The following is a 25,971-nucleotide window of genomic DNA, read 5'->3' as shown; positions in this document are numbered from 1 at the left end:
TTCCTTTTGATTGCAACTTGATAACTGGCGAGATAAGAGGTTCTTACTGGGCAACCAGAAGAACTATTTATCCCTATGAACACGACTTAAACGCCGCCGAAGCGACGTTTAATGATCGGGTTTTACTTATAACGGTAGACGATACGACCACGGGACAGGTCGTAGGGGCTCAGTTCCACTACCACGCGATCCTCAGGCAGGATTCGAATGTAGTGCTGACGCATCTTACCCGAGATGTGCGCGAGAACTTTGTGACCATTGTCTAGCTCAACACGGAACATCGCATTGGGCAAAGCCTCAACCACAGAGCCCTCGATCTCGATGACGCCGTCTTTCTTTGCCATATCCTCCGCTAACGTCGGTGCCCAGAGTTTATGCTCTGAACAGTTTTATCTTCTGATGCTGTATATCTTCACACACTGGTGAAGAGCGTTTTGCACCTGCAAAAAGGGCGCACTTAACGCTGGTACAAACAGCCAACTATCAACTATACGACATAGTTGCCTTTTAAACAACTGCAGAATAAGGGTTATTACTCGGTATGAGGCGCCCCTATTCCTCTTCTTTGGCAGCGAGCTGGCCACATGCACCATCAATATCAGAACCGCGAGTATCGCGAATTGTCGTTGGAATACCGTGTGCCCGCAGACGCTCCACAAAATTCTGCTCCACGCCCTTACGCGATGCTGTCCATTTTGAGCCAGGAGTCGGATTCAACGGAATAGGGTTTACATGCACCCATCCGCGACCGCGCTGTGCGAGCTTTTTCCCCAGCAAATCGGCGCGCCATCCCTGGTCATTAATATCGCGAATAAGAGCATATTCAATCGAGATGCGCCGCCCGGTCGTGCGGTAATAGTCGTATGCGGCATCCAGAGTCTCATCAACCTTCCACCGCTGGTTAATGGGAATAAGCTCATCGCGCAGTTCATCATCCGGCGCGTGCAACGATAGGGCAAGCGTAATCGGCAGTTTCTCCAGCTCAAACTTGCGGATACCGGGCACCAAACCCACGGTAGACATCGTAAGTCCGCGCGCGGAGATACCCAGTCCCTCGGGGGCGGGATCGATCAGACGGTGCACCGCACCCATCGTTGATTTATAGTTTGCGAGCGCCTCGCCCATTCCCATAAATACAATATTGGAGACGCGTAGCGGGCGGGTATCTTCCGACCCTCCATCGGCCTTGTCAAGACCCTTCATCTGTTTCAGATATCGTGCCCCAGCAACTACTTGCTCCACGATTTCTGCGGTCGAGAGATTGCGGGTGAGCCCCTGCTGCCCGGTGGCACAAAAGGGGCAGTTCATCCCGCATCCAGCTTGCGAGGAAATACACATGGTGACACGGTTGTCATACCGCATAATGACCGATTCAATAAGCGCCCCATCGAAAAGACGATGTACGACTTTGAGGGTATCCCCGCCGTCAGCTTCTAGGGTTCGCACGGGAGTTAGCAGCTGCGGCATTGCGCGGGATACTATTTCGTCACGGTCCTGAGCAGGCAGGTCTGTCATCTGCGCCGGATCGTTAACCAGCCGCTCGAAATAGTGCTTTGAGAGCTGCGATGCGCGGAAGGGCTGGTATCCCAGTTCCTTGAGGAATTCACGGCGCCCTGCCATATCAAAATCGGCAATATGCTTGGGTGGTTTTGTTCGCCGGGGTGCTTTGAGCGCAATTTTTCCCGGTTCAGGGCGCACGCTTGAAATCTCCACGGGTACTTTGGTGGAGCGCGACGTGGAATCGGTTGAAGCTGCGGCGCAGCCTGTCAGAGTTTCGCTCATAGTTTTCCTTCGGGCGTTATAGATGCTCAGCCTGTGGTTATGATGCTTGTCAAGGATGCACGCCCCAAAGCGGGCAGATGCTACTTAGGAATCGGTACGGGGATAATGCCGAAGCGTGCCAGTTCAGAGGCTCCCCCATCTTCTGCGGTTAGAACCCATAGACCATCTCGATGCACGGCAACCGAGTGCTCCCATTGGCAGGCATCCGACCTGTCGGTTGTAATGACTGTCCAGTCATCCTCAAGTACGGTGGTATCGGTATTCCCCATTACAAGCATGGGTTCGATTGCAAATGCCATGCCAGGTTTAATTTTTGGGCCGAGGTCACGAGCGGCGTAGTTCAGCACGTCGGGTGCCATATGCATCTGGGTACCGATGCCGTGGCCTACATAGTCTTCGATGATACCGTATGTATCCCCGGTTTCGCTGCGCACGAATTCTTCGATCGCAATCCCAACCTCGCCGATTTTCTTTGCGTGTGCCAGGGCTGCGATACCGTGCCAGAGGGCTTCCCGGGTTATATCGGATAGGTCTCGGCGGGCCTGTGAAGTATGTCCAACCAATACAGTTCGCGCAGAATCGCCATGCCACTGCTTCTTAGTAGCCGGGTCAATAATATAGGCGCCTCCATCGATGGAGATAATATCGCCGTCTTGAAGGATATAGTCACCGGGTATGCCATGTACCACCTCATGATTCACAGAGGTGCAGATACTTGCAGGGTAGTCATAATAACCATAAAAGTTCGAGATTCCGCCCTGTTCTTCCAGACTGCGCTCGAAAACTTTATTGAGCTCTGCGGTACTCACCCCGGGCTTTGCTGCCGCAACTGCCGCATCCAACGCACGGCTAGTTATGATGCCTGCGCGCGACATGTGATGTAACTGGGCATTAGTTTTGATCTCTACACGTGCCATAGGGTTCCTTCTCGTTCTGAGTCCTAAGAGCATTGCCGTATCACCATTACTGCGGCAGTGCGTTCATGCAACTGCGCCCCCGCACGATGACGGAGGCGCAGTTTATGATGTATATCCCTAAGATAGGGCTTTAAGAATACGTTCGGTCACGTCGGCAATCTCACCTAGACCATCAACCTCTTTGACGATACCGCGTTCACGATACTTCGCAACCAACGGTGCGGTCTCTTCTTCATACACCTTCAAGCGATGGCGAATGACCTCTTCATTATCGTCGGTGCGACCTTGCTCAGCGGCTCGGTTGAGCAGTCGGGCAACAAGCTCGTCATCATCCGCAACAAGCAGAAGTACACGGTCGATCTGCTGGTTTTTATCCGCAAGGATAGCATCAAGCTCGTGAACCTGAGCGATGTTGCGGGGGTATCCGTCGAGAAGGAAACCGTGTGCCACATCGGCTTCGTCAAGGCGAGCACGCACCATATTGTTCGTAACAGAATCGGGCACGAGGTTGCCGGAGTCAATATACGACTTCGCTTCCTTACCGAGCTCGGTCTCTTCCTTAATGTTCTTCCGGAAAATATCGCCGGTCGAAATCGCGGGAATCTTCAGCTCCTCAGCGATCTTGACGGCCTGAGTGCCTTTACCGGCACCGGGAGGACCTATGATCAGAAGACGGTTCATCGAAGCAATCCTTCATAGTTTCGTTGTTGAAGCTGGGCGCTGACCTGCTTGAGAGTATCAAGACCAACACCCACCACGATCAGCAGCGATGCACCGCCGAACGGGAAGTTCTGGTTTGCGTTGAAGAGAACCAACGCAACAAGCGGAATCATGGAAACCACAGCGAGGTAAAGCGAACCCGGAAGTGTAATGCGGGTTAGCACATAGCTGAGGTAACGTTCAGTGGGCTTACCCGCGCGAACACCCGGAATAAAGCCGCCATATTTCTTCATATTGTCTGCAACCTCGACCGGATCGAAAGTCACCGCAACATAGAAATACGTGAATCCAAGAATCAGCAGGAAGTACAGAGCGATGTACAGCGGATGATCGCCCCTCGTAAGGTAAGTATTTACCCAGTTCACCCATTCGGGGGGTGCTGCACCACCCTGTGGTGTATTGAACTGCGCGATAATACCAGGCAAAGTCAGCAGTGAGGAGGCGAAAATGATGGGAATAACGCCTGCCATATTGACTTTGAGCGGAATATAGGTACTGGTGCCGCCAATAGTACGGCGACCAATCATGCGTTTAGCGTATTGCACGGGAACGCGGCGTACAGACTGCTCCACGTAGACCACAGCAAGCATCACGGCAAGGCCCACAAGACACACGGACCAGAAGACGAACGGACCCTGCTGTTCCAGGATGGAGCCCAGAGCATTCGGGAATGAGGAAGCAATTGAGGTGAAGATAAGCAAAGACATGCCATTACCCACGCCACGCTCAGTAATTTGCTCGCCCATCCACATGATGACGCCGGTACCGGCACACAGAGTAATGATAATAACCAGGATGTGCAGCACATCGTCTTGCGGGATGATACCGGGGCAGTTCCCCAGAAGCACGCCAGAGCGTGCCATAGACACAATCGTGGTCGCGTTGAGAAGCGCAAGAGCAATAGTGAGATAACGGGTGTATTGAGTGAGTTTGGCCTGTCCCTGAGCCCCTTCATCGTGCAGCTCTTGGAAACGAGGAATGACCACGCGCAACAGCTGAATAATAATGCTTGCCGTAATGTAGGGCATCACGCCCAGCGCGAAGATAGAAAGCTGTAGGAGTGCACCACCGCTGAACAGGTTGATGATGTCGTAGGCGCCACCGTGAGTTTGGTTGGCGTTAAGACACTGCTGAACCGTGCCGTAGGAAATACCGGGGGCGGGAATGAAGGTGCCCATACGGTACAGCACAATCATGCCTAGGGTAAACAGCAGCTTACGTCGCAGGTCGGCGGTCTTAATGACTCGCCCGAACGCGCTAAGCACATGTCCTCCTGAAAATCTTGGGGTATGTATTCGCTAACACAGATGTTAGGAACACGCTAAACACATACCTTCCAGTCTAGCCTGTTCACCGGTGTTGTCGATAACCACGGCGCGAGATATGTGTATTTTGTATTCTGTGAGCGTTATTTAAGATGAATTTTCTAGAATTTCTGAGACGTTAAATACATCATAAAAGCTTTAATGCAGACTCTTGCTGCTCAAAGAAGATGGCCCCCGCCTCATGTGCGGGAGCCATCTAGTGAGTCTGAAGACTACTTAACGGTTACAGAACCGCCTGCCGCCTCAATCTTAGAGATTGCGGATGCAGAAGCCTTATCAACCACAACATTCACCTTGACGGTGATGTCGCCGTCGCCCAGAACCTTCACAAGCTCGTTCTTACGAACGGCGCCCTTAGCGACCAGGGCCTCGACGGTGACCTCGCCACCTTCGGGGAACAGTTCCTGAATGCGCTTCAGGTTAACAACCTGGTACTCGGTACGGAACGGGTTCTTGAATCCGCGCAGCTTCGGCAGGCGCATGTGCAGCGGAAGCTGACCGCCCTCGAAGCCGGGACGAACCTGGTAACGAGCCTTGGTACCCTTGGTACCGCGACCTGCGGTCTTACCCTTTGATCCTTCACCGCGGCCTACGCGGGTCTTTGCCTTGTGGGCACCCGGTGCCGGGCGCAGATCGTGAATCTTGATAGCGTCTGCCATCTTACTTGACCTCCTCAACCTTCACCAGGTGAGCAACGGTGTTAACCATGCCAACGGTGACGGGGTCGGCAGTGCGCACTACCTTGTTGCCCGGGCGCTTCAAGCCGAGGGAACGTAGGGTGTCGCGCATATTCTGCTTCTGACCAACATAGGATTTAACCTGGGTGATTTCCAGCTTTGCGTCGCTGGGCTGAATACGCTTAGCCATTACGCACCTGCCTTATCGGACTTGGTGTTGCGCAGGTAGCTGGGGATAACCTCATCGTTGGGCAGACCACGACGGGCTGCAACTGCCAGAGGCTCTTCCAGTTGCTTGAGTGCTGCAACGGTTGCGTGAACAATGTTGATCTGGTTCGAGGAACCGAGAGACTTCGACAGCACATCATGGATACCTGCTGCTTCGAGCACTGCACGCACCGGACCACCAGCGATCACACCGGTACCAGCGGTTGCCGGGCGGAGCATCACAACGCCTGCTGCTTCCTCACCCTGTACGCGGTGGGGAATGGTGCGGTTCTCGATGCGGGGTACACGGAAGAAGTTCTTCTTAGCTTCCTCAACACCCTTGGCAATAGCTGCTGGAACTTCCTTAGCCTTGCCGTAGCCAACGCCGACCATGCCATTACCATCACCAACAACGACCAGAGCGGTGAAGCTGAAGCGACGACCACCCTTGACGACCTTGGACACGCGGTTGATGGTTACCACGCGCTCGATGTACTTGTCTTTTTCCTCCTCGCGTGCGCGGTTCTTACGATCACCGCGACCGCGACGCTCACCGCGGTTGTTGCGGCGCTCTTCGCGCTGCTTGGAAGTCTCAGCGGTTTCAGCTGCTACTGCTTCGCTCACCTGAGTTTCCTTTACGTTCTGTTCGCTCATTAGAGTGCCAGACCTCCTTCACGTGCGCCATCAGCAACTGCTGCAACACGACCGTGGTATTTGTTGCCGCCGCGGTCAAACACGACAGTTTCAATACCGGCTGCCTTAGCGCGCTCTGCTACAAGCTCACCAACGCGCTTTGCTTTAGCGGTCTTGTCCAGATCGGTTGCGGCACGAAGCTCTGCTTCCATAGTGGAGGCGGATGCCAGGGTCACACCCTTGACATCGTCGATAACCTGAACGAACATGTGACGGCTCGAACGGGTGACGCACAGGCGCGGACGCGCAGCGGTACCCGAAACATACTTGCGGATGCGAGCGTGACGGCGTGCACGCTGCGATGCCTTCGACTTGATAGCCATGTTTACTTACCAGCCTTTCCGACCTTGCGGCGGATGTGCTCACCTGCGTAGCGAACACCCTTGCCCTTATAGGGATCGGGCTTACGCAGACCACGAATGTTTGCTGCAACCTGACCGACGAGCTGCTTATCGATACCCGAAATGGTCAGCTTGTTAGCGCCTTCCACGGCGAAGGAAACACCTTCGGGTGCAGAAACGCTAATCGGGTGGGAGTAACCTAGAGCGAATTCCAGGTCGTTACCCTTCGCGGTCACACGGTAACCGGTACCAACAATTTCCAGCTTCTTCTCGTAGCCGTTGGTCACACCGATAATCATGTTCTGAATCAGGGTACGAGTCAGACCATGCAGCGAGCGAGAAACACGCTCGTCGTTCGGGCGCGATACCGCAATTTCATTGTCGTTTAGAGCAACAGTAATGGGGGAAGCCACCTGGTGGCTCAGCTCACCCTTGGAACCTTTAACGGTCACCAGGTTGCCATCGACCTTTACCTCAACGCCGGCTGGAACCGAGATGGGGAGACGTCCAATACGTGACATTCTTCTCTTCCTTTCTCTTCTAACCGACTACCAGATGTAGGCGAGAACTTCGCCGCCCACACCCTTCTTCGCAGCCTGCTTATCAGTGAGCAGACCCGAGGAGGTGGACAGAATAGCGGTACCGAGACCACCCAGAACCCGAGGCAGGTTCGTGGACTTTGCGTAGGTACGCAGGCCCGGCTTGGAAATACGACGCACGCCAGCGATGGAACGCTCGCGGGACGGACCGTACTTAAGAACGAGGGTCAGGGTCTTGCCAACCTTTGCTTCCTCTTCCTTAACATCGGCAATGTAGCCCTCAGCCTTCAGGATCTCGGCGATGCGAGCCTTGAGCTTCGAGTAGGGCATAGATACGGTGTCGTGGTATGCGGAGTTTGCGTTGCGCAAACGGGTCAGCATATCTGCGACCGGATCAGTCATAGTCATTTTGGGCTGTAGCCCTTCCTCGTTGTGGTTTCCCTAATCTGCGGTAACAGACTCTGGACCTGCAACGTAGTCGTTAGTTGGTCTTGAACGGGAAGCCCAGTGCCTTCAGCATGGCACGGCCTTCATCGTCGGTCTTGGCGCTGGTCACCACGGTAATATCCATACCACGCACGCGGTCGATCGAATCCTGATCGATTTCGTGGAACATGGACTGCTCGGTGAGGCCGAAGGTGTAGTTGCCGTTACCGTCGAACTGGCGATCGGAAAGACCGCGGAAATCGCGGATACGGGGCAGAGCCAGGGTAACCAAGCGGTCCAGGAACTCCCACATGCGGTCGCCACGCAGGGTAACGTGTGCGCCGATTGGCATACCTTCACGCAGTTTGAACTGTGCGATGGATTTCTTGGCACGGGTTACAACCGGCTTCTGACCGGTAATAGCGGTGAGATCGCGGATTGCGCCGTCCATGAGCTTTGCATCGCGAGCTGCCTCGCCAACACCCATATTTACGACGACCTTAACGAACTTCGGGGTCTGCATGACGTTCTGGTATTTGAACTCTTCCTGCAGCGCGGGAACGACAACCTCAGCGTACTTGGTCTTAAAGCGGGGGGTAATCTTGGTCTCGCTCATTAGATATCCTTCCCCGAACGCTTAGCAACGCGCACGCGAACGGTACGCTGCTTGCCATTACGCTCTACAGTCTCTTCGCGGAAACCAACACGGGTCGGCTTCTCGGTCTCAGGATCAACGATTGCCACGTTCGAAACGTGAATCGGTGCCTCCACCTTCTGAATACCGCCTGCTGCGCCGGTTACGGGGTTTGCCTTGGTGTGCTTGGTGACGACCTTAACGCCCTCAACAATCACGCGGTTTTCCTTGGGGATAACCTTCAGAACTTTGCCCTGCTTACCCTTGTCTGCACCGGAAATAACCTGAACCAGGTCGCCGGACTTGATCTTAGCCATAAGTTAGAGCACCTCCGGAGCCAGCGAAACAATCTTCATGAACTTCTTATCGCGAAGTTCACGACCAACGGGACCAAAGATACGGGTACCACGGGGATCACCATCAGTGTTCTTCAGAATAACTGCTGAGTTCTCGTCGAACTTGATGTAGGATCCGTCTGCGCGACGGGTTGCCTTCTTGGTACGGACGACGACTGCTTTCACAACGTCACCCTTTTTAACAGTGCCGCCAGGAATTGCATCCTTGACGGTTGCGACGATAATATCGCCGATGCCTGCGTAGCGACGCGAGGAACCACCAAGCACACGGATGGTCAGGATTTCCTTCGCACCAGTGTTATCGGCGACCTTCAGTCGCGACTCCTGCTGAATCATATTTCTCCTGTCGTCTCGCCGGTTCCGACTCGCCTTCAAGCGCGAGCCAGCCTTGCGGAACATTTTTACGGGATTGATTGACGCCCCGGGCCCACAGCATCATAAAAATGTGCGGGTTAGCGGAAACGCCTGGGGTAACCCATGCCAGGAGCATTTGGACCCGCGTAAGCGGGCGTATCCACCCGTTATAGCGGCATTATGCACTGGCACGAGAAACCCGTGGTTATGAGACTATATCTGGGTATAGCCACACAGTCTTAAAACTTTACCGGAATTTTCCTGATATTTCAAAGGATTTATCGTGAGGCATAGCGCATCATACCGGGCTTCAATGCACACATTCTCAGATTATTAGAAGACAGTGCGGGGGTATCCGCTGGATGGCACCATCTTGCGGGTTACCGCAACCATCACATCGGGAGTATCACTGTCAGACCCTTCAGGTTCTGCAACTCGGACGGGGTTCTATACTGGTGAAAAATTATCGTGCGCGTATACCATCACCGACAGTGTTTGCGCCGCCCACCCAAACATTACTGTCGCGGTTATCGAGTACCGAACCATATGGGCTTTGCAGGTAGTACTGCCCTGCCGTTTGAAGATGCTCATCCAGTGCAACCGGTCATTTTGCAAGCGTCTCGATACCAAGGTATTCGGGTTAACGCGGGCGGTTGTCGCAACGGCATTCCCACGCGTGCGAGCATGTTTGAAACTTCCGCTAACAAAAAAGCTTATGAGTTTTAGGATTGGCCCCAACTTGATGCTGCTCAAGATTCTCATGAGCTTTACAAATTGTGAGGCTCAAAATTTGAACCATGTCACTGTCTTCCACATGAGGGGCTCGGAAATTTCTACCCATCATATGCTCTGCCACTTAGCATGTCCCATATCGAAGCGAACATTGCCCTTAAATAAGTTCCTACCAGCACCATAACGCAACATACTCTATAAAACGCCCGAAGCTCTGTACTTCCTGGATGAAATTGGCTTATGACCCTTAAGACTCGTGTACCTGCATATTAGACACATTACGGATATAAAGATAGATAACTTCATGAATTAACAAGATTTTTTCTCTTTTATTCGTGAACATGATGCAAAATCTAACATTTTGCACCATAATGGTTAAGACGCTTGCGTCATTTTACAGGTTCGGCTCTTATCAGACAGATTTCTTGGGTCCCATATTCCTTGCTAGTCCGTCTGCAGGAGCCGAACCGCTTTTAACTGTCAAATAACGCCGTCACCGTCGAAGGTCGCGGCGTTATTCTCTACTATTTAGGCAAATAGCAGCGGTACTCACTCAAGATCGTGGCTCTCTCATGCCCACGTTCACCTGAGCAATGGATTTACCTCGAATACTCCAAATAACAGTAACAAGGCGGTGCTTACCCCACGAACATGGGGTAAGCACCGCCTCGGTAACTGCGTACTCGCTTATGTCGCCTCTTATTTATTTGACGGCGAATCGGTGGATGAAAGCCGCCATCGCAGCACGCTGAATAGGCTCGTTCGGACGGAAAGTGCCGTCACCCCAGCCAGTCGTGATGTGCTGGTCCTTAAACCAGGAAATCTCGCGGTAGAACGGATTATTGCGATCGACGTCCTTGAACTGAGGAGTCTGCGGTACCTCATAGTTTGTCACCTTCGCATAACGGAAGAAGAAAGCCGCCATTGCTCCACGATCTACCGATATGCCGGGACGATAAGTTCCATCCTCATACCCAGTTGTAATGCCCTGCTGGGACATCCACACAATCTCTTTGTAGAAAGGATGTGACGAATCGACATCTTTAAAAGGTGAAATCTCAGGAAGCGCTACCTCGGGAGAACCCGCTAGACGGTAAAAATACGCCGCCATAGCCCCACGATCTACCGTCTGCTGGGGACGATAGGTGCCATCAGCCCACCCAAAAGAAAGCCGCTGATGCGCCAACCACTGAATATCGGCGTAAAAGGGAGAACCTTCAGGAACATCCGAGAAAACGGGGGTATCAGTCTTGGTTTGCACGGGAACTGTGCTGGTGCCCCTAGGATATACAGCACCTGCTGTTGAAGTCGTGGCGACAACCTGCTGAGTCTGCACGGGATCGCACTGAGGAATATTTGGAACAGCAGTAAACGTCGGAGTAATCTTGACAAGGGAATTTACCGTGATTGGAGTATCTGCGCCGTTCTCACCCTTGGGTTCAGCACTTGCCGCCTCTTTAAATTTACCGGTGGTGGGATCCAGCGTGTACCCCGTCGTCACGTTATCAGCAAACTTGTCTCTGACAACCGCGTAGACTTCGCCTTCGGGGGTTACAAGAACGTCGTTAGCTCCGCCTTCTGCACCCGTGCTCACCTCATGCGTGATGGAGCCGGTACGACCGTCAATAACGCCGATCTTTCCGGTGGCAAAATCGGTAGCATAAACCACGTCATGCTCTTCGTCGGCAGTAATCGCCAGCGTCTGTTTCCCGAAATTAATGCTCTTCTTGTACTCGCCCGTCTTTAAGTCGTAAACCGTGATACCAGAGTTTCCCTTAGAAACTTTCGTCTCGCGGTCCATATCGCCCTGGGACGAAACATAGATTTCACCCAGAGACTTATCAATCGTTACATCGGAGGGACGCAGCTGCGCGTCCGCCACATCTTTATGCAGCTCAATGGTCTGCTCAACAGCGAGGGTTTCGGTATTGATAGCTTTCAGCGTTCCCGAGTTCAGCGAAGGTACGTAGAGGCGACCACCTTCGGAATCCAGCTCCATATTCATACCCGTATCAGCAGAGCCATCGGAACTAGTAAAGTTAATCTTCTGAATAACCTGGTGGCTCTTCAAGTCGAACACAGTAACGCCGCCAGAACCAGAAACGAATGCTTTCCCTGACTTCGCATCAACCTTAACCTCACGAGGACGCGATACAGACCCGTTTTCCGGATTCTGTGCATCGTAGCTGGTCCACAGTTCCTTCTTAGTGTACAGATCGTACACGGTTACCGAGTTGGTACGAGTCTGGGTTACCCAGATGGTACCGTGTGCATCATCAATAGCAATACCGTCAGGAGAAGCAAGTTGCTTACTTGTCGCTTCGGTCTGCCCGCTGGGTACAAAATCTACGGTTCCCGGCAGCATCACTTCATCGAGGGTTGGGATTTCACCGTAGGTTGTCCACACTCCAATGCCGCCGGTGTAAACGGGCGGACGTCCATTTGAGAATGTTGTATAAAGGTTCCGGGTGTAGTTGGAATATGCCAGCTGATATTCGCCCGGAAGCCCCTGGTATCGATCAGCGGTGATCGCAATATTACGACAACCAGAACTGTTGTCGTGGGGAGCGGGCTGTTGCTCGTTAGCGAACGATGCAGGCATCGCGCTTAACGATGCCATCACAAGCGATACGACTCCAGCAGATGCTAACGCTCTCTGCGTGGGTCGAGATATGCCGTGATTAGATGAAGGAGTCATGTCTGTGTTCCTCAGTATGCAGTGTGTCGGGGGCATAACGCCCTAGAAGCTCACTAATCAGCGAAACCACGTCAAATATAGGTTTTACTTAGTAAGCGTACCTTCGATAGTAAGCAATACTAGAGCGGATTTTCAACCATATTCAAAAAGTAAAGTTTTCATAAAGTACTGGAATATATTTCGTTTCATCATCTGCACATCTTTCATATAAGAGACGTATAGAACATAGAGGTAGGGCCTCTCCCCCACGGAATTATGGGGGAAGAGGCCCTACCTCGTATAGTGCTCAAACAGAGTCCTAGGCGCTTACTTAGCTTTCTCTAGGATCTCCACGACACGCCAACGCTTGGTAGCGGACAGCGGACGGGTCTCTGCCAACAGAACATAGTCACCAACGCCGCAGACATTCTGCTCGTCGTGTGCCTTGATCTTGGAGCTACGGCGCATAACCTTGCCGTATAGAGCGTGCTTCACGCGATCCTCGACCTCGACGACAACGGTCTTGTCCATCTTGTCGGAGACAACGTAGCCGCGGCGGGACTTACGGTAGCCGCGCTCTTCGTTCTTTACTTCACTCACTTGGACTCACCTTCGGTTGCGGGACGAATACCGAGCTCGCGCTCACGCAGCACGGTGTAGATACGTGCGATATCACGCTTGATGGTGCGGCGACGACCAGCGTTAGCCTGACCGGTGACTTCCTGGAAACGGATGTTGAAGAGTTCCTTCTTCGATTCGCTCAGCTTTGCAGCCAGCTCTTCGTTGGAGAGCTCTGCGAGCTTATCGATGCTCAGATCCTTGGATCCAACTGCCATCTCGCTTATTCACCACCTTCGCGACGCACAACACGTGCCTTCATCGGGAGTTTGTGGATTGCCAGGCGCAGCGCCTCGCGAGCCACCTCTTCGGATACACCGGCGATCTCAAACATGACTCGACCGGGCTTAACATTAGCGACCCACCACTCGGGTGAACCCTTACCGGAACCCATACGAGTTTCGGCAGGCTTCTTGGTCAACGGACGGTCCGGGTAAATGTTAATCCAGACCTTACCGCCACGCTTGATGTGACGGGTCATTGCAATACGTGCAGCCTCAATCTGACGGTTGGTCACATATGCGGGCGAAAGAGCCTGAATGCCCCATTCACCGAAGCTAACCTCGGTGCCGCCCTTTGCGAGACCATGACGCTTGGGGTGGTGCTGCTTACGGAACTTTACTCGACGGGGAATAAGCATTTATGCCTCACCGTTCTCTGCAGTCTTGGCTTCGGTGTTTGCCGAAGCATTCTCGTTGCGGCGTTCACGACGGGGACCACGGCCACCGGAGCGGCGGCGATCACCATCACGGCGGTTGCCGCGACGGTTGTTAGCTGCCTGCTGAGCTGCCAGTTCCTTGTCGGTCAAGTCGCCCTTGTAGATCCAGACCTTCACACCAATACGACCGAAGGTAGTCTTGGCTTCGAAGAAACCGTAATCGATGTTCGCACGCAGGGTGTGCAGGGGCACACGACCTTCACGGTAGAACTCGGAACGGGACATTTCAGCGCCGCCTAAGCGACCGGAGCACTGGATACGAATACCCTTTGCACCTGCACGCTGTGCGGACTGGATTGCCTTCTTCATAGCACGGCGGAATGCAACACGCGCTGCAAGCTGTTCTGCAATGCTCTGAGCAACCAGCTGAGCTGACAGATCGGGGTTAGAAACCTCAAGAATGTTCAGCTGAATCTGCTTGCCGGTCAGTTTCTCAAGCTCGCCACGGATGCGGTCTGCTTCAGCGCCACGGCGGCCGATGACGATACCGGGACGCGCAGTGTGGATATCCACACGCACACGGTCACGGGTACGCTCAATCTCAACCTTTGCAACGCCCGCACGATCCAGGTTCTTTGCCAAAAGCTCGCGGATCTTCACATCTTCGCGAACGAAGTCTGCGTAACGCTCGCCGGGCTTGTTGGAATCAGCGAACCACTTGGAGACGTGCTCGGTGGTAATGCCCAGTCGGAAACCGTTCGGGTGAATTTTCTGACCCATTTAGCGGTCCTCCTCCTTCTCCGGGGTAGCAACTACCACGGTGATGTGGCTGGTGCGCTTGTTGATACGGTATGCACGACCCTGCGCGCGGGGCTGAATGCGCTTCATGGTCGGACCTTCATTCACGAATGCTTCGCTGACGAACAGCTCTTCCTCGCGGAACGGCAGACCTTCCTGGGTCGCCTTCTGACGAGCGTTTGCTATTGCCGAAGCAACGATTTTATATACCGGTTCTGAAGCACCCTGGGGTGCGAACTTCAGAATCGCCAGAGCCTCTTCCGCTTGCTTACCACGGATCAGGTTGACGACACGGCGGGCCTTCATAGGCGTAACGCGAACAAAACGCGCTGATGCCTTGGCTTCCATTGCCTATCTCTCTTTCGTCTTATGCCGAAAAGGAAACATAACTGATCGGATTATCCGATTAGCGACGCTTACCCTTACGGTCGTCCTTCACATGGCTGCGGAAAGTGCGGGTGGGTGCAAACTCGCCGAGCTTGTGCCCAACCATCGACTCGGTAATGAATACCGGTACGTGCTTGCGTCCGTCGTACACTGCGATGGTGTGCCCGAGCATATCGGGAATAATCATCGAGCGACGGGACCAAGTCTTAATAACATTCTTGGTGCCCTTCTCGTTCTGAGCCGCTACCTTCAGGTAGAGGTGCTGATCAACGAAAGGGCCCTTCTTCAAACTACGAGGCATGTGTCAGGCTCCTTAGCGCTTCTTGCCAGTACGACGGCGACGAACGATGAGCTTGTCGCTTTCCTTATTGGGACGACGAGTGCGGCCCTCGGGCTTACCATTGGGGTTAACCGGGTGACGACCGCCGGAGGTCTTACCCTCACCACCACCATGCGGGTGGTCAACCGGGTTCATAACCACACCACGAACGGTCGGACGGATGCCCTTCCAGCGGTTGCGGCCTGCCTTACCCCAGTTGATGTTGGACTGCTCTGCGTTGCCAACCTCGCCCACGGTTGCACGGCAGCGAACATCCACGTTACGGATTTCGCCGGAGGGCAGACGGAGCTGACCGTACTTGCCTTCCTTAGCAACCAGCTGAACCGAAGCACCAGCGGAACGTGCCAGCTTTGCGCCACCACCGGGACGGAGCTCAACACAGTGGAGCACAGTACCCACGGGGATGTTGCGCAGGGGCAGGTTGTTGCCGGGCTTGATGTCGGCTGAAGGGCCAGACTCGACGATGTCGCCCTGAGAGAGCCTGTTCGGAGCGATAATGTAGCGCTTAGAACCATCGAAGTAGTGCAGAAGTGCGATGCGTGCGGTACGGTTTGGATCGTACTCGATGTGCGCAACGCGTGCATTCACACCGTCTTTATCGTGACGGCGGAAGTCGATCAGACGGTACTGACGCTTGTGTCCGCCACCCTTATGACGAGTGGTGATACGACCGGTGTTGTTACGGCCGCCGGTCTTGTGAAGCGGACGAAGCAGGGACTTTTCCGGGGTGGAGCGGGTGATTTCAACGAAATCAGCAACGCTCGAACCGCGGCGACCCGGGGTCGTCGGCTTATACTTACGAATACCCATGTGAGATATTTCTTTCCTTCGTTAAAGTGGTCTCCGCAAGCCTTATGCCTGCGGACCGCCGAAGATGTCGATACGGCCTTCCTTGAGGGTCACGATAGCACGCTTGGTGTCCTTACGAGAGCCCCATCCGAAACGGGTGCGCTTCCGCTTGCCCTTACGGTTCATAGTATTGATGGAAGCAACCTTGACGTCCCAGATTGTTTCGATAGCCTGCTTGATTTCAAGCTTGTTTGAGTCCGGAGCGACCTCGAAAGTGTATTTGTCTTCGTCGATCTGTCCATAGCTCTTTTCAGAAACAACAGGAGCGATAATTACGTCGTACACAGACTTGGTGGAAACGCTCATTACTTAGCGCCCTCCTTCTTCTGATTAGCAGCTACGAACGCGTCGTATGCCGCCTTGGTGAAGACTACATCATCCGAAACCAGCACATCGTAGGTGTTGAGCTGATCTGCGTAGAGCACGTGAACTTTCTGCAGGTTACGTGCGGACAGTGCCAGCACATCCTCTGCACGATCGATAACGAACAGAACATTCTTGCGATCGGTAAGCTCTGCGAATGCAGCCTTAGCAGCCTTAGTCGAGGGAGTCTCACCAGAGATGAAGTTCTCCACCACGTGGATGCGGTCGTGACGAGCGCGGTCAGAGAGAGCGCCACGCAGTGCTGCGGCGATCATCTTCTTGGGGGTGCGCTGTGCGTAGTTACGCGGGGTCGGACCGTGCACCACGCCACCACCGGTCATATGCGGTGCGCGGATGGAGCCCTGACGCGCATTACCGGTACCCTTCTGCTTGAAGGGCTTACGGCCTGCACCGGAAACTTCACCACGGTTCTTGGTCTTGTGGGTACCCTGACGTGCGGCAGCAAGCTGTGCAACGACAACCTGGTGCAGCAGGGGTACGGATGCCTGCGCGTCGAAAATCTCTGCGGGCAGATCTACCTTAAGGGTTTTGACAGCCATGATGTACTAGGCTCCCTTCACAGCGGTACGAACCAGAACAACGCCGCCCTTAGGACCGGGGATTGCACCCTTGATCAGCAGGACATTGTTCTCTGCGTCCACACCCTGGATAGTCAGGTTCAAAGTGGTGTGACGAGCTGCGCCCATACGGCCAGCCATGCGCATACCCTTGAACACGCGTGCGGGATAGGATGCACCACCAATGGAACCGGGCTTACGGTGGTTCTTGTGCTGACCGTGCGATGCGCCAACACCCTTGAAGCCGTGACGCTTCATAACACCTGCGAAACCCTTACCCTTGGTCTTGCCAACGACGTCTACCTTCTGACCGGGCTCGAACATCTCAACGGTCAATTCCTGACCGAGGGAATACTCAGCAGCGTCTGCGGTGCGCAGTTCGACGAGGTGACGACGGGGAGTAACACCGGCCTTCTCGAAGTGACCAGCCAGAGGCTTGGTAACCTTGCGAGAATCGATGGAACCGAAACCAATCTGCACAGCGTGGTAGCCGTCAGTTTCCTGGTTACGGATCTGAGTAATAACGTTAGAATCGGCCTTGACGACGGTCACCGGCACAACTTTGCCGTCCTCGTCCCAGACCTGAGTCATGCCAAGTTTAGTACCCAGCAGACCCTTCACCTGGCGCTCGAATTTGTTAGTCATGAGATGCGATCCTCTACAGCTTGATCTCGATGTTCACGTCTGCCGGCAGGTCAAGACGCATGAGGGCATCAACAGCCTTAGGGGTCGGATCAACAACGTCGATCAGACGCTTGTGCGTACGCATCTCGAAGTGCTCGCGGCTGTCCTTGTACTTATGGGGAGAACGAATAACGCAGTATACGTTCTTCTCGGTCGGCAACGGCACGGGGCCAACTACAGTTGCGCCTGCACCCTTTACCGTTTCGACGATTTTCCGTGCCGAAGAATCAATGACCTCGTGATCATAGGACTTCAGACGGATGCGGATTTTCTGTCCCGCCATCTGTCGGACTCTCTTTCTTGATGTATTCCCTGTATCGGAGCTTGTGCCCCTTATCATGGCGCTTAAGGAACGTGATATATTCATCACGTGCGCCGCCCACCACGGACTGAATCCGGTAAAACCGGGTTCCTCACCCCGCATGGGCACCGACCCCCGAACTCGGGCGTGTCGCCTGCCGTAAGACAGACTCGTCCCTTCATTCCTCGGACCGGGTCATATGTGGGCTTATCTAGAACAGATAAACGCTTTTACAACGTCGTCCATTCTCTCAAAACTCACCATCTCACGCAAGCAGATTCAAAGGTTGTTGTTAAAAACACAATTACTGGCAAGGATACACGCCTTTGCTTCGCAGTCCTGCCTGACTCTCATGCTGAGGTTCATTATTTTATTTTTTCATATCGTTTGAGTGTCCAGAGAATTTATCAAGAGGAAATCTCGAAAACCAGAATTACTCCTTAAAAATGCGGTTATTTCGCATTCAGGATTCTCTCATTCTTTTTCCAGAAACCTCTATGCCGAATAAAGCATCAAATCAAAGAATCTATGCTCCGCATTCGTCTATGGTGAAAATAGGTAAATCATCAAAGGAGTAAATATCATGTCTACCCCCAACCACGAATTCCCCTCTGGTGCTCAGCCGCAGGGTTCAGGGCAGTCTCCTCAGACACCAGCCGGGTATTCATGCCCTCAGGCACAGATGCCTTGGCAGGGCCAAAACCCACAAACAACGTGGTATTCTGATCCGTCACAGGCAACGATGCAGGCTCCCCAGCAGACCACCCGTTCTTTGACACGCCGCCGTGCCGAAGACCTTTTCCTTAATGTTCTGCTTTACTTGGGCTCATTGCTCCTCATCGGTTCTGCGGCGCTGTTCATCACTTCGATCACCTCGCAGGATAGGACCAGCGTTATTCTTCGTGTAGCTGGTCTAGGATTAGGTAGTTTACTTTTCTACAGCGCAGGTCTTATTACCTACAAAACTGTGGCACGTTTGCGCATTGCATCCTACTCATTCACCGCCACCGGTTTAGCACTTTTACCCCTTACCGGTATTGCAACCTATGTTCTGGGGCTTTGGAATGACGGAAGCCTCATCTGGCTGCTGGTCTCACTCGTTGGCACAGCTGCGATTATTCTGGCCTGCTCTTTTATGCGCAACAGGGTGATGGCTTATGTTCTTATTTCATTCTTCGTCTCGGATGCGCTTGCCGCCACGAACGTGGCTGCTCTCCCCTTTGTGTGGTACTTCGTCGCGCTCACAGTGCTCGCCATTATCCTGGGCCTGCTCATACGCCTGAATTCGCGCCTTGTACCTACTGGTTTGCGTGAGGGTCTTTTAGAATCCTCTCGTATTTTCGTTCCCGTCACAGCGATCGTAGTGCTCTTCTTTATACCGCAGATGAGTAGCTCTGATATGGGCATAGTCTTCTCCGTTATGTCGGCTCATGCTTTCGTCTTTACCGCTCTGGAACGCAAGCTTGACTACTACATTCAGGCTCGCCTCTACCCATTCATCGCCCTGATCAGTTTCGGCTGGGGCTTAGAGAGGCCTATTACCGTCACAATAGTCCTCATGGGCCTATATGCGCTGCACCTTCTCGCAGTCTTGGTAGGGTACCCCCTTATGCAGCGTGAAATGAAGGCGAATCTACCTAAGCATCCCATCATGCGCTGGGATGTTCGGATTGATACCTATATAAGCATTATTTTTGCTGCATTCGTCACTTTTATCGAAATGCCACATGCACTTCTGACCAATATAGATTCTTTCCCAACTGGGCTAGAATTTATGCTGCTTGTACATCTAGACGGTGTTACCTTTCCGCGTGCATGGGTATTTGCTGTGCTCTGCGTGGGTATTATTGTTGCCTACCGCAAATATCTTCTTGCTCAGGAGTACGTATACCTGATCACTGGAATAAGCAGTGGGTTAAGCCTGATTTTGCTAGGCCAGCACGAATCCGCTTTCTACCTGTACTTCGTAACAGCGGGCATTCTCATGCTTACCGCCCGCAAGCTTCAGCTGCCTCAGCTCCTTGTATCGAGTACAACGAAGATATTCCTCTTCCTAGGTACCATGCACCTGCTCTTTACGCTTCAGCTCGGATGGGGCGTACGAGGTATCCTCCTAGCAGGTGCTCTCACCATTACCGCTCTTGGGTTGTTCGCCGCGCTCCGTTACGAGATGCTGCCCCAGAAACGTTCTCTGACGGCCTTCTGGGAAATTCTGGTGTACCTTGTCATGGCAGTTGTATTCTTTCTGCTGCGTTCGATCTTCACGTGGACTCCCCGCGAGATTGTTGACCCAACCCTTGATACCTCGCTCTATGTTGTCGCTCTTCTCGCGGTTCTGGCTCTTGGCTTCTTGACGCTCCGAGCATCGAGTGCGTATAAAGATCAAAAGATTGTGCCTCTCATCTGCATCTATCTCACGTTATGCGGTTTAGGCATTGCAGCAACATCGATGAACTACCTCTTCCCCGCTGGGGATTGGTGGGCAGTCGGGGTTCTGGTTCTGACCAGCATCTATATGTTTGGAATGTCTTACATTGTTCCTCAAGAAACCTCGGAACGTCATATTATGTTTATGACGTCTAGGTTCCCGATGCTGTGGTCAGTCATTGTGCTGTGGGCTTCCAATAGCATTGCCTCTGATCAAGTGTTCCTCACTGCCTCTGGGCTGCTCCTTATTCAAGGTTTACTGAGTGGAATTTTGTACATGACTCGCCGCCAGCCACGCGAACGGATCGTGTTCTACATTATCTTCTATACAGCGTGCCTACCCGGTTTCATTGCTCCCTTCGCGTACTCAGACAATGCTCTATTCACCGCCATCTTCTGTCCCCTTGCTGTTCTAGTGCTGTGGGGGCTCGGGGAGGCAGCAAACCTGGCTATGCTCCGAGTATGCGCCTCTATCGCGTTGCTTTTGACAGGTTATACCGTTACCAACCATATGCTGAACCTCAATCATGCACGGTTCTCTGAATATGTTATCTACCAGGGTCTTGCCGCTGCCCTATGCAGTGCAGTCCTCTACGGTCTAACAACTCTGCTGAAGCGCGAGATCCCCGGCAAGTATGATTCGCTTCAGCCTCTTAACGTGCAGTTGGAGAACTCAGCGAAAGTTATTCAGCTTCCGCTCCACGGGCCTGCCCGATCCTCGAAAAACTATTTGGTTTCTCAGCGCAATGACAGCACCCGATTCTACGGTCCGCACAACACCTTTTTGATGGTTCCGGCGATCATAGCTATCGCCTTCTGGACTCTTGCTTCGATTGCTTCCGAAGATACGGTACAGAGCGCCCTGCTGTGGGGTCTTACAGCTTTGAGCTTTGCTTCCGTCAGCACTAAGCGCATGCTGCCAACAGCCATCGTTGCCGCGCCGGTGGCATTTACTACACGAATTCTTCTGGATTTCTCGGTAACAGGGTTCTTCCAGAGCCTTTTGGAAGCTGCGATCCTCATTCTGCTTGCTGTCGTGGCTTCTAAGATACTCCGAAACCTCATCGAGAAACACCCCGCTCAGCAAGGTATCTCTGCGGCGTTGCTCTACACGGCTATAGGATTACAGGGGCTCCTCACCATCATGGCATGGGGCACTGGTTACCTTCAGCAAGGTGCGGTCATCATGCTCTTGGGCATTCTCCTGACTGCACTCGTCAGCGTTGTTCTTGACCGTATCTGGGTATTTGTCAGCGCGGCTCTCGTTACGGTAGATCTTGCGCTTCTGCTCAACGGGCTCAACCCGCTCACGCTCATGATTATCTCGGTACTTCTCATTGCTGGTGTTGTGTGGCGTTTGCTGGCTCGCGATCAGGGGCCTTCAGCGGATAAACGGGCTCCCGCTCTTCCGCAGAACCCGTATCAGGGCGCGCCTGCCGGATTCGTTCCTCCGAATGGCGCATCCGCACCTTACGGACAGGCACCATGGGCAGGGCAGCAACCTTACCAAGGCTATAACCAGCCCAATGGTCAGGCACAGTATCCTGGATACTCACAACAGCACAACAACCCGAACGGAAATAGTCAAGCCTAGAATATTACAGATGTTCTAGCTCCTACAAAAGAGCCTTGATGGTGAACAAAGCATTGGAAACTTTGCTTCATTCACTATCAAGGCTCTTTTTATGGAGAAGATAAGGTGAAGTAATGCAATCCCGGACTATTTACCCCGTTGCCTTTTAGCGTGTTCTAGAAAAGCCTGCCCAAGCAGGACACGCTAAAAGAAGGTGCCCAATCCACCCCGGCACGCCCTCCCCCAGCCGTGCTTATGGTTAGGGGAATGCCACCGGGGCTAGATACCAAACACAAACTATCGCTCATAGAAGCACCTCTCCCCAAAGGCTGTGAAACGTAGAAGTCCCCCTGCAATGATGCAGGGGGACTTCTAAAATCGCTAGCGTTGAAAGATCAAACTGTTCAACGCATCATCAGCGAATTGTCGTTGCTACGGCAATTACTTGATGATCTTGGTAACGCGACCCGAACCAACGGTGCGGCCACCCTCACGGATAGCGAAGCCGAGGCCCTCTTCCATAGCGATAGGCTGGATCAGCTCAACGCTCATCTCGGTGTTGTCACCGGGCATAACCATTTCGGTGCCTTCGGGGAGCTTGATAACACCGGTCACGTCAGTGGTACGGAAGTAGAACTGAGGACGGTAGTTCGAGTAGAAGGGGTTGTGACGACCGCCCTCATCCTTGGAGAGGATGTAGACGTTTGCCTCGAACTCGGTGTGAGGGGTGATGGAACCCGGCTCCACAACAACCTGACCACGCTCAACGTCGTCACGCTTGAGACCACGCAGAAGCAGACCACAGTTCTCGCCTGCCCATGCTTCGTCGAGCTGCTTGTGGAACATCTCGATACCGGTCACGGTGGTCTTCTGGATGGGGCGGATACCAACGATCTCAACCTCAGAGTTGATCTTCAGGGTACCGCGCTCTGCACGACCGGTCACAACGGTGCCGCGACCGGTAATGGTGAAGACGTCCTCAATGGGCATAAGGAAGGGCTTGTCGGTCTCACGAACCGGATCCGGAATGTAGGTGTCAACTGCTTCCATGAGCTCCTCAACCTTAGCAACCCATTCGGGGTCACCTTCGAGAGCCTTCAGAGCGGACACGCGGATCACGGGAGCGTCATCACCGTCGAACTCCTGCGAGGAGAGGAGGTCACGAACCTCCATCTCGACGAGGTCGAGAAGCTCTTCGTCATCAACCATGTCAGCCTTGTTCAGTGCCACCAGCAGGGTGGGCACGCCAACCTGGCGAGCGAGCAGCACGTGCTCACGGGTCTGCGCCATGGGACCGTCGGTAGCAGCAACCACGAGGATTGCGCCGTCCATCTGTGCAGCACCGGTAATCATGTTCTTGACGTAGTCAGCGTGACCGGGAGCGTCAACGTGTGCGTAGTGACGCTTCTCAGTCTGGTACTCAATGTGAGCGATGTTAATGGTAATACCGCGCTGGCGCTCCTCAGGAGCGCTGTCGATCATACCGAAGTCGCGCTGTTCGTTCAGGTCCGGGTACTTGTCAGCCAGAACCTTGGAGATAGCAGCGGTCAGGGTGGTCTTACCGTGGTCAACGTGACCAATGGTACCGACGTTAACGTGAGGCTTGGAGCGCTCGAACTTAGCCTTAGCCAAGAGTGTTCCTCCTAGAACGTATTGAAAACATGCACCCGGATCTTCGCTCCGGCGCAACCCGCAAAAAACGGTCTAGCGTCTAGAATAGCGGATTACGCGGCAGAGATGAAACTGTCCATGCCTTCAATGGTGGATTTTTATTTAAAAATTTTAGTGAGGGGTCACGGGCTTCTCAACCCGCAACCCTCAGAGAAGAGACGGGAAATTACTCGCCGCGGCTCTTCTGAATGATCTCGTCAGCGACGTTCTTGGGAACCTCGCCGTAGCTGTCGAATGCCATCGAGAACACTGCACGACCCTGGGTCTTACCACGCAGGTCGCCAATGTAACCGAACATCTCGGTCAACGGTACGAGAGCCTTGACGATCTTGACGCCGGATGCATCCTCCATGGAACGCACGTGACCACGACGAGAGTTTAGGTCGCCGATAACGTCGCCCATGTACTCCTCGGGGGTACGCACCTCAACGTCCATCAGTGGTTCCAGCAGAACAGGGTTAGCGCGCTTAGCACCTTCCTTGAAGACCATAGAACCAGCGATCTTGAACGCCATTTCAGAGGAGTCGACATCGTGGTAGGCACCGTCGATCAGGGTTGCTTTCACGCCGACCATCGGATAACCGGCCAGAACACCAAACTTCATAGCGTCCTGAATACCAGCGTCGACAGAAGGAATGTACTCGCGAGGCACGCGACCACCGGTCACCTTATCCTCAAACTCGTACAGTTCCTCGCCATCCAGAGGCAGCGGCTCGAAGGAAACCTGCACCTTCGCGAACTGACCGGAACCACCGGTCTGCTTCTTGTGGGTGTAGTCGACCTTCTCAACGGTCTTCTTGATGGTCTCGCGATATGCAACCTGAGGCTTACCAACGTTAGCCTCAACCTTGAACTCACGCTTCATACGGTCAACGATGATGTCCAAGTGAAGCTCGCCCATACCACCGATTTCGGTCTGACCGGTCTCTTCGTTCAGCGACACGGTGAAGGTGGGGTCCTCAGCGGAGAGCTTCTGAATTGCGGTCGACATCTTCTCCTGGTCGCCCTTGGTCTTAGGCTCAATAGCCACGAAGATCACGGGAGCGGGGAAGGTCATCGTCTCAAGCACGATCGGGTTTGCAGGATCGCACAGAGTATCACCGGTAGTCGTATCCTTCAGACCGATCGCCGCATAAATGTGACCCGCGGTGATTTCGTCAACCGGGTTCTCCTTGTTGGACTGCATCTGGAAGAGCTTACCGAGACGCTCCTTCTTACCCTTAGTCGAGTTAAGAACCTGCTGACCCTGAGCCGCGTGACCGGAGTACACACGGGTGTAGATGAGCTGACCGTAGAACGGGTGAGCTGCAACCTTGTAGGCCAGAGCCGCAAAAGGCTCATCCGAAGATGCCTTACGGGTAAGCTTCTCTTCCTCATTCGAGGGGCTAGAGCCCTCAACGTCGGGAACATCCAGCGGGGAAGGCAGGTAGTCGATCACAGCATCCAACATAGGCTGAACGCCACGGTTCTTGAATGCGGAACCGCAGAGCACGGGGAATGCCTCGCCGTTGATGGTCAGCTGGCGAATACCAGCCTTGAGCTCATCAATCGTGAGTTCTTCACCTTCGAGGTACTTCTCCATGAGTTCCTCGCTGGACTCGGCAACAGCCTCGATCAGCTCTGCGCGGTACTCTTCAGCCTTAGCCTGCAGGTCAGCGGGGATTTCTCGAGTTTCGTACTCTGCCCCCATGGTCACGTCGCCCTTAGAGTCGCCGGGCCATACGTATGCCTTCATTTCGAGTAGGTCAACCACGCCGACGAAATCGCTCTCAGCGCCGATAGGCAGCTGCATAACGAGCGGCTTAGCGCCCAGGCGATCGACAATAGTCTGAACGGTGAAGTAGAAGTCCGCACCCATCTTGTCCATCTTGTTGACGAAGCAGATACGGGGGACATCGTACTTATCAGCCTGACGCCACACGGTCTCAGACTGAGGCTCAACACCTTCCTTACCGTCAAACACCGCTACCGCGCCATCAAGCACGCGCAGCGAACGCTCCACCTCAACGGTGAAGTCAACGTGACCGGGGGTGTCAATAATATTGATCTGGTTGTCTTTCCAGAAGCAGGTGATAGCTGCGGAGGTAATGGTAATACCGCGCTCCTGCTCCTGAGCCATCCAGTCCATAGTTGAAGCGCCATCGTGAGTCTCACCGATCTTGTGGTTAATACCGGTGTAGAACAGGATGCGCTCAGTAGTAGTGGTCTTACCGGCGTCAATGTGCGCCATAATACCGATGTTGCGGACCTTGTTCAGGTCAGTGTACACATCATGTGCCACGTTTTTCTCCCTAAATGAGATACTCCGAAAGCCTGCCAGGCTCCATAACCTCGACAGGCTGTA

At 53.6% G+C, this 25,971-nt stretch carries 29 protein-coding genes; 1 reads left to right on the top strand and 28 read right to left on the bottom strand.

The genetic code is table 11. The features are described 5' to 3' along the window. Positions 1-122: 122 nt before the first annotated feature. From infA to rpsJ, 26 genes are all read right to left on the bottom strand, one after another. Positions 123-344, bottom strand: a complete 222-nt coding sequence (gene infA / locus HMPREF2554_RS03465) for a translation initiation factor IF-1 (protein ID WP_005505018.1) — start codon at positions 342-344, stop codon at positions 123-125. Between the two features lie 208 nt (positions 345-552). Continuing rightward, positions 553-1,782, bottom strand: a complete 1,230-nt coding sequence (gene rlmN, locus HMPREF2554_RS03460; RefSeq protein WP_004005259.1) for a 23S rRNA (adenine(2503)-C(2))-methyltransferase RlmN — start codon at positions 1,780-1,782, stop codon at positions 553-555. A gap of 80 nt (positions 1,783-1,862) precedes the next feature. Further along, positions 1,863-2,699, bottom strand: coding sequence for a type I methionyl aminopeptidase (gene map / locus HMPREF2554_RS03455; protein ID WP_013397606.1), 837 nt, complete (start codon positions 2,697-2,699; stop codon positions 1,863-1,865). A gap of 117 nt (positions 2,700-2,816) precedes the next feature. Beyond that, a complete protein-coding gene (locus HMPREF2554_RS03450; protein WP_013397607.1) occupies positions 2,817-3,380 on the bottom strand; it encodes an adenylate kinase in 564 nt (187 codons plus the stop codon). Beyond that, positions 3,377-4,684: a preprotein translocase subunit SecY gene (secY, locus tag HMPREF2554_RS03445; RefSeq protein ID WP_013397608.1), complete on the bottom strand. Its 1,308-nt coding sequence runs from the start codon at positions 4,682-4,684 to the stop codon at positions 3,377-3,379. Before secY ends, HMPREF2554_RS03450 begins: the two co-directional genes overlap by 4 nt. A gap of 272 nt (positions 4,685-4,956) precedes the next feature. After that, positions 4,957-5,403, bottom strand: coding sequence for a 50S ribosomal protein L15 (gene rplO, locus HMPREF2554_RS03440; RefSeq protein WP_013397609.1), 447 nt, complete (start codon positions 5,401-5,403; stop codon positions 4,957-4,959). Position 5,404: 1 nt separating this feature from the next. Next, positions 5,405-5,611 carry a 50S ribosomal protein L30 gene (gene rpmD, locus HMPREF2554_RS03435; protein WP_004005265.1) on the bottom strand — a complete coding sequence of 69 codons (207 nt, stop codon included), beginning with the start codon at positions 5,609-5,611 and terminating at the stop codon, positions 5,405-5,407. Next, on the bottom strand, positions 5,611-6,252 hold the full coding sequence (gene rpsE, locus HMPREF2554_RS03430; RefSeq protein WP_172461391.1) for a 30S ribosomal protein S5: 642 nt from the start codon (positions 6,250-6,252) through the stop codon (positions 5,611-5,613). The genes rpmD and rpsE overlap by 1 nt, the downstream gene beginning before the upstream one ends. A gap of 29 nt (positions 6,253-6,281) precedes the next feature. Further along, entirely contained in the window at positions 6,282-6,644 is a 363-nt protein-coding gene (rplR, locus tag HMPREF2554_RS03425; RefSeq protein WP_004005271.1) for a 50S ribosomal protein L18, read from the bottom strand. A 2-nt stretch (positions 6,645-6,646) separates the two neighbouring features. After that, on the bottom strand, positions 6,647-7,183 hold the full coding sequence (gene rplF / locus HMPREF2554_RS03420; protein WP_004005272.1) for a 50S ribosomal protein L6: 537 nt from the start codon (positions 7,181-7,183) through the stop codon (positions 6,647-6,649). A 27-nt stretch (positions 7,184-7,210) separates the two neighbouring features. After that, entirely contained in the window at positions 7,211-7,609 is a 399-nt protein-coding gene (rpsH, locus tag HMPREF2554_RS03415) for a 30S ribosomal protein S8 (protein WP_004005273.1), read from the bottom strand. A 73-nt stretch (positions 7,610-7,682) separates the two neighbouring features. Next, positions 7,683-8,243 carry a 50S ribosomal protein L5 gene (gene rplE, locus HMPREF2554_RS03410; RefSeq protein WP_004005274.1) on the bottom strand — a complete coding sequence of 187 codons (561 nt, stop codon included), beginning with the start codon at positions 8,241-8,243 and terminating at the stop codon, positions 7,683-7,685. Further along, on the bottom strand, positions 8,243-8,578 hold the full coding sequence (rplX, locus tag HMPREF2554_RS03405) for a 50S ribosomal protein L24 (RefSeq protein ID WP_004005275.1): 336 nt from the start codon (positions 8,576-8,578) through the stop codon (positions 8,243-8,245). The genes rplE and rplX overlap by 1 nt, the downstream gene beginning before the upstream one ends. A 3-nt stretch (positions 8,579-8,581) precedes the next feature. After that, positions 8,582-8,953: a 50S ribosomal protein L14 gene (gene rplN / locus HMPREF2554_RS03400; protein WP_004005276.1), complete on the bottom strand. Its 372-nt coding sequence runs from the start codon at positions 8,951-8,953 to the stop codon at positions 8,582-8,584. Between the two features lie 1,453 nt (positions 8,954-10,406). After that, entirely contained in the window at positions 10,407-12,401 is a 1,995-nt protein-coding gene (locus tag HMPREF2554_RS03395; RefSeq protein WP_041321528.1) for an S-layer homology domain-containing protein, read from the bottom strand. 306 nt (positions 12,402-12,707) lie between these two features. After that, positions 12,708-12,980, bottom strand: coding sequence for a 30S ribosomal protein S17 (gene rpsQ / locus HMPREF2554_RS03390; RefSeq protein ID WP_004005278.1), 273 nt, complete (start codon positions 12,978-12,980; stop codon positions 12,708-12,710). Next, entirely contained in the window at positions 12,977-13,216 is a 240-nt protein-coding gene (gene rpmC / locus HMPREF2554_RS03385) for a 50S ribosomal protein L29 (protein WP_013397613.1), read from the bottom strand. The genes rpsQ and rpmC overlap by 4 nt, the downstream gene beginning before the upstream one ends. 5 nt (positions 13,217-13,221) lie before the next feature. Next, positions 13,222-13,638, bottom strand: a complete 417-nt coding sequence (gene rplP, locus HMPREF2554_RS03380) for a 50S ribosomal protein L16 (RefSeq protein WP_004005279.1) — start codon at positions 13,636-13,638, stop codon at positions 13,222-13,224. Next, a complete protein-coding gene (gene rpsC / locus HMPREF2554_RS03375; RefSeq protein WP_004005280.1) occupies positions 13,639-14,436 on the bottom strand; it encodes a 30S ribosomal protein S3 in 798 nt (265 codons plus the stop codon). It lies immediately after the preceding gene. Then, positions 14,437-14,802 (bottom strand): 50S ribosomal protein L22, encoded by a 366-nt coding sequence (gene rplV, locus HMPREF2554_RS03370; protein WP_013397614.1) that lies wholly within the window; start codon positions 14,800-14,802, stop codon positions 14,437-14,439. Positions 14,803-14,860: 58 nt separating this feature from the next. Beyond that, on the bottom strand, positions 14,861-15,142 hold the full coding sequence (gene rpsS / locus HMPREF2554_RS03365; RefSeq protein ID WP_004005282.1) for a 30S ribosomal protein S19: 282 nt from the start codon (positions 15,140-15,142) through the stop codon (positions 14,861-14,863). A gap of 12 nt (positions 15,143-15,154) precedes the next feature. Beyond that, positions 15,155-15,991, bottom strand: a complete 837-nt coding sequence (gene rplB / locus HMPREF2554_RS03360) for a 50S ribosomal protein L2 (protein WP_004005283.1) — start codon at positions 15,989-15,991, stop codon at positions 15,155-15,157. Positions 15,992-16,033: 42 nt separating this feature from the next. Further along, the gene (gene rplW / locus HMPREF2554_RS03355) at positions 16,034-16,336 is read right to left on the bottom strand and encodes a 50S ribosomal protein L23 (RefSeq protein WP_004005284.1); all 303 of its coding nucleotides are present in this window, start codon (positions 16,334-16,336) and stop codon (positions 16,034-16,036) included. Beyond that, positions 16,336-16,953, bottom strand: a complete 618-nt coding sequence (rplD, locus tag HMPREF2554_RS03350; RefSeq protein WP_004005285.1) for a 50S ribosomal protein L4 — start codon at positions 16,951-16,953, stop codon at positions 16,336-16,338. Before rplD ends, rplW begins: the two co-directional genes overlap by 1 nt. 6 nt (positions 16,954-16,959) lie before the next feature. Continuing rightward, positions 16,960-17,616 (bottom strand): 50S ribosomal protein L3, encoded by a 657-nt coding sequence (gene rplC, locus HMPREF2554_RS03345; protein WP_004005286.1) that lies wholly within the window; start codon positions 17,614-17,616, stop codon positions 16,960-16,962. A 13-nt stretch (positions 17,617-17,629) separates the two neighbouring features. Beyond that, positions 17,630-17,938 carry a 30S ribosomal protein S10 gene (rpsJ, locus tag HMPREF2554_RS03340; protein WP_004005287.1) on the bottom strand — a complete coding sequence of 103 codons (309 nt, stop codon included), beginning with the start codon at positions 17,936-17,938 and terminating at the stop codon, positions 17,630-17,632. A gap of 601 nt (positions 17,939-18,539) precedes the next feature. Between rpsJ and HMPREF2554_RS03335 the strand changes: the two genes are divergently transcribed. Continuing rightward, positions 18,540-21,977, top strand: coding sequence for a membrane protein (locus HMPREF2554_RS03335; RefSeq protein WP_041321529.1), 3,438 nt, complete (start codon positions 18,540-18,542; stop codon positions 21,975-21,977). A 420-nt stretch (positions 21,978-22,397) separates the two neighbouring features. On the opposite strand, the gene tuf is transcribed toward HMPREF2554_RS03335, so the two are convergent. Both tuf and fusA read right to left on the bottom strand, forming a co-directional pair. Continuing rightward, entirely contained in the window at positions 22,398-23,588 is a 1,191-nt protein-coding gene (tuf, locus tag HMPREF2554_RS03330) for an elongation factor Tu (protein WP_013397618.1), read from the bottom strand. A gap of 205 nt (positions 23,589-23,793) precedes the next feature. Continuing rightward, the gene (gene fusA, locus HMPREF2554_RS03325) at positions 23,794-25,908 is read right to left on the bottom strand and encodes an elongation factor G (protein WP_013397619.1); all 2,115 of its coding nucleotides are present in this window, start codon (positions 25,906-25,908) and stop codon (positions 23,794-23,796) included. Positions 25,909-25,971: the final 63 nt, after the last annotated feature.

Origin of the sequence: Rothia sp. HMSC071F11 (assembly GCF_001809115.1) — a bacterium.
GTDB lineage: Bacteria > Actinomycetota > Actinomycetes > Actinomycetales > Micrococcaceae > Rothia > Rothia dentocariosa.
This window is presented reverse-complemented; position numbering and strand designations above follow the sequence as displayed.

Coding starts and splice junctions, on each gene's coding strand:
- infA (WP_005505018.1), bottom strand. CDS start 344: ATGGCAAAGAAAGACGGCGTCATCGAGATCGAGGGCTCTGTGGTTGAG.
- rlmN (WP_004005259.1), bottom strand. CDS start 1,782: ATGAGCGAAACTCTGACAGGCTGCGCCGCAGCTTCAACCGATTCCACG.
- map (WP_013397606.1), bottom strand. CDS start 2,699: ATGGCACGTGTAGAGATCAAAACTAATGCCCAGTTACATCACATGTCG.
- HMPREF2554_RS03450 (WP_013397607.1), bottom strand. CDS start 3,380: ATGAACCGTCTTCTGATCATAGGTCCTCCCGGTGCCGGTAAAGGCACT.
- rplO (WP_013397609.1), bottom strand. CDS start 5,403: ATGGCAGACGCTATCAAGATTCACGATCTGCGCCCGGCACCGGGTGCC.
- rpmD (WP_004005265.1), bottom strand. CDS start 5,611: ATGGCTAAGCGTATTCAGCCCAGCGACGCAAAGCTGGAAATCACCCAG.
- rplR (WP_004005271.1), bottom strand. CDS start 6,644: ATGGCTATCAAGTCGAAGGCATCGCAGCGTGCACGCCGTCACGCTCGC.
- rplF (WP_004005272.1), bottom strand. CDS start 7,183: ATGTCACGTATTGGACGTCTCCCCATCTCGGTTCCAGCCGGCGTTGAG.
- rpsH (WP_004005273.1), bottom strand. CDS start 7,609: ATGACTATGACTGATCCGGTCGCAGATATGCTGACCCGTTTGCGCAAC.
- rplE (WP_004005274.1), bottom strand. CDS start 8,243: ATGAGCGAGACCAAGATTACCCCCCGCTTTAAGACCAAGTACGCTGAG.
- rplX (WP_004005275.1), bottom strand. CDS start 8,578: ATGGCTAAGATCAAGTCCGGCGACCTGGTTCAGGTTATTTCCGGTGCA.
- rplN (WP_004005276.1), bottom strand. CDS start 8,953: ATGATTCAGCAGGAGTCGCGACTGAAGGTCGCCGATAACACTGGTGCG.
- HMPREF2554_RS03395 (WP_041321528.1), bottom strand. CDS start 12,401: ATGACTCCTTCATCTAATCACGGCATATCTCGACCCACGCAGAGAGCG.
- rpmC (WP_013397613.1), bottom strand. CDS start 13,216: ATGGCAGTTGGATCCAAGGATCTGAGCATCGATAAGCTCGCAGAGCTC.
- rplP (WP_004005279.1), bottom strand. CDS start 13,638: ATGCTTATTCCCCGTCGAGTAAAGTTCCGTAAGCAGCACCACCCCAAG.
- rpsC (WP_004005280.1), bottom strand. CDS start 14,436: ATGGGTCAGAAAATTCACCCGAACGGTTTCCGACTGGGCATTACCACC.
- rplV (WP_013397614.1), bottom strand. CDS start 14,802: ATGGAAGCCAAGGCATCAGCGCGTTTTGTTCGCGTTACGCCTATGAAG.
- rpsS (WP_004005282.1), bottom strand. CDS start 15,142: ATGCCTCGTAGTTTGAAGAAGGGCCCTTTCGTTGATCAGCACCTCTAC.
- rplB (WP_004005283.1), bottom strand. CDS start 15,991: ATGGGTATTCGTAAGTATAAGCCGACGACCCCGGGTCGCCGCGGTTCG.
- rplW (WP_004005284.1), bottom strand. CDS start 16,336: ATGAGCGTTTCCACCAAGTCTGTGTACGACGTAATTATCGCTCCTGTT.
- rplD (WP_004005285.1), bottom strand. CDS start 16,953: ATGGCTGTCAAAACCCTTAAGGTAGATCTGCCCGCAGAGATTTTCGAC.
- rplC (WP_004005286.1), bottom strand. CDS start 17,616: ATGACTAACAAATTCGAGCGCCAGGTGAAGGGTCTGCTGGGTACTAAA.
- rpsJ (WP_004005287.1), bottom strand. CDS start 17,938: ATGGCGGGACAGAAAATCCGCATCCGTCTGAAGTCCTATGATCACGAG.
- HMPREF2554_RS03335 (WP_041321529.1), top strand. CDS start 18,540: ATGTCTACCCCCAACCACGAATTCCCCTCTGGTGCTCAGCCGCAGGGT.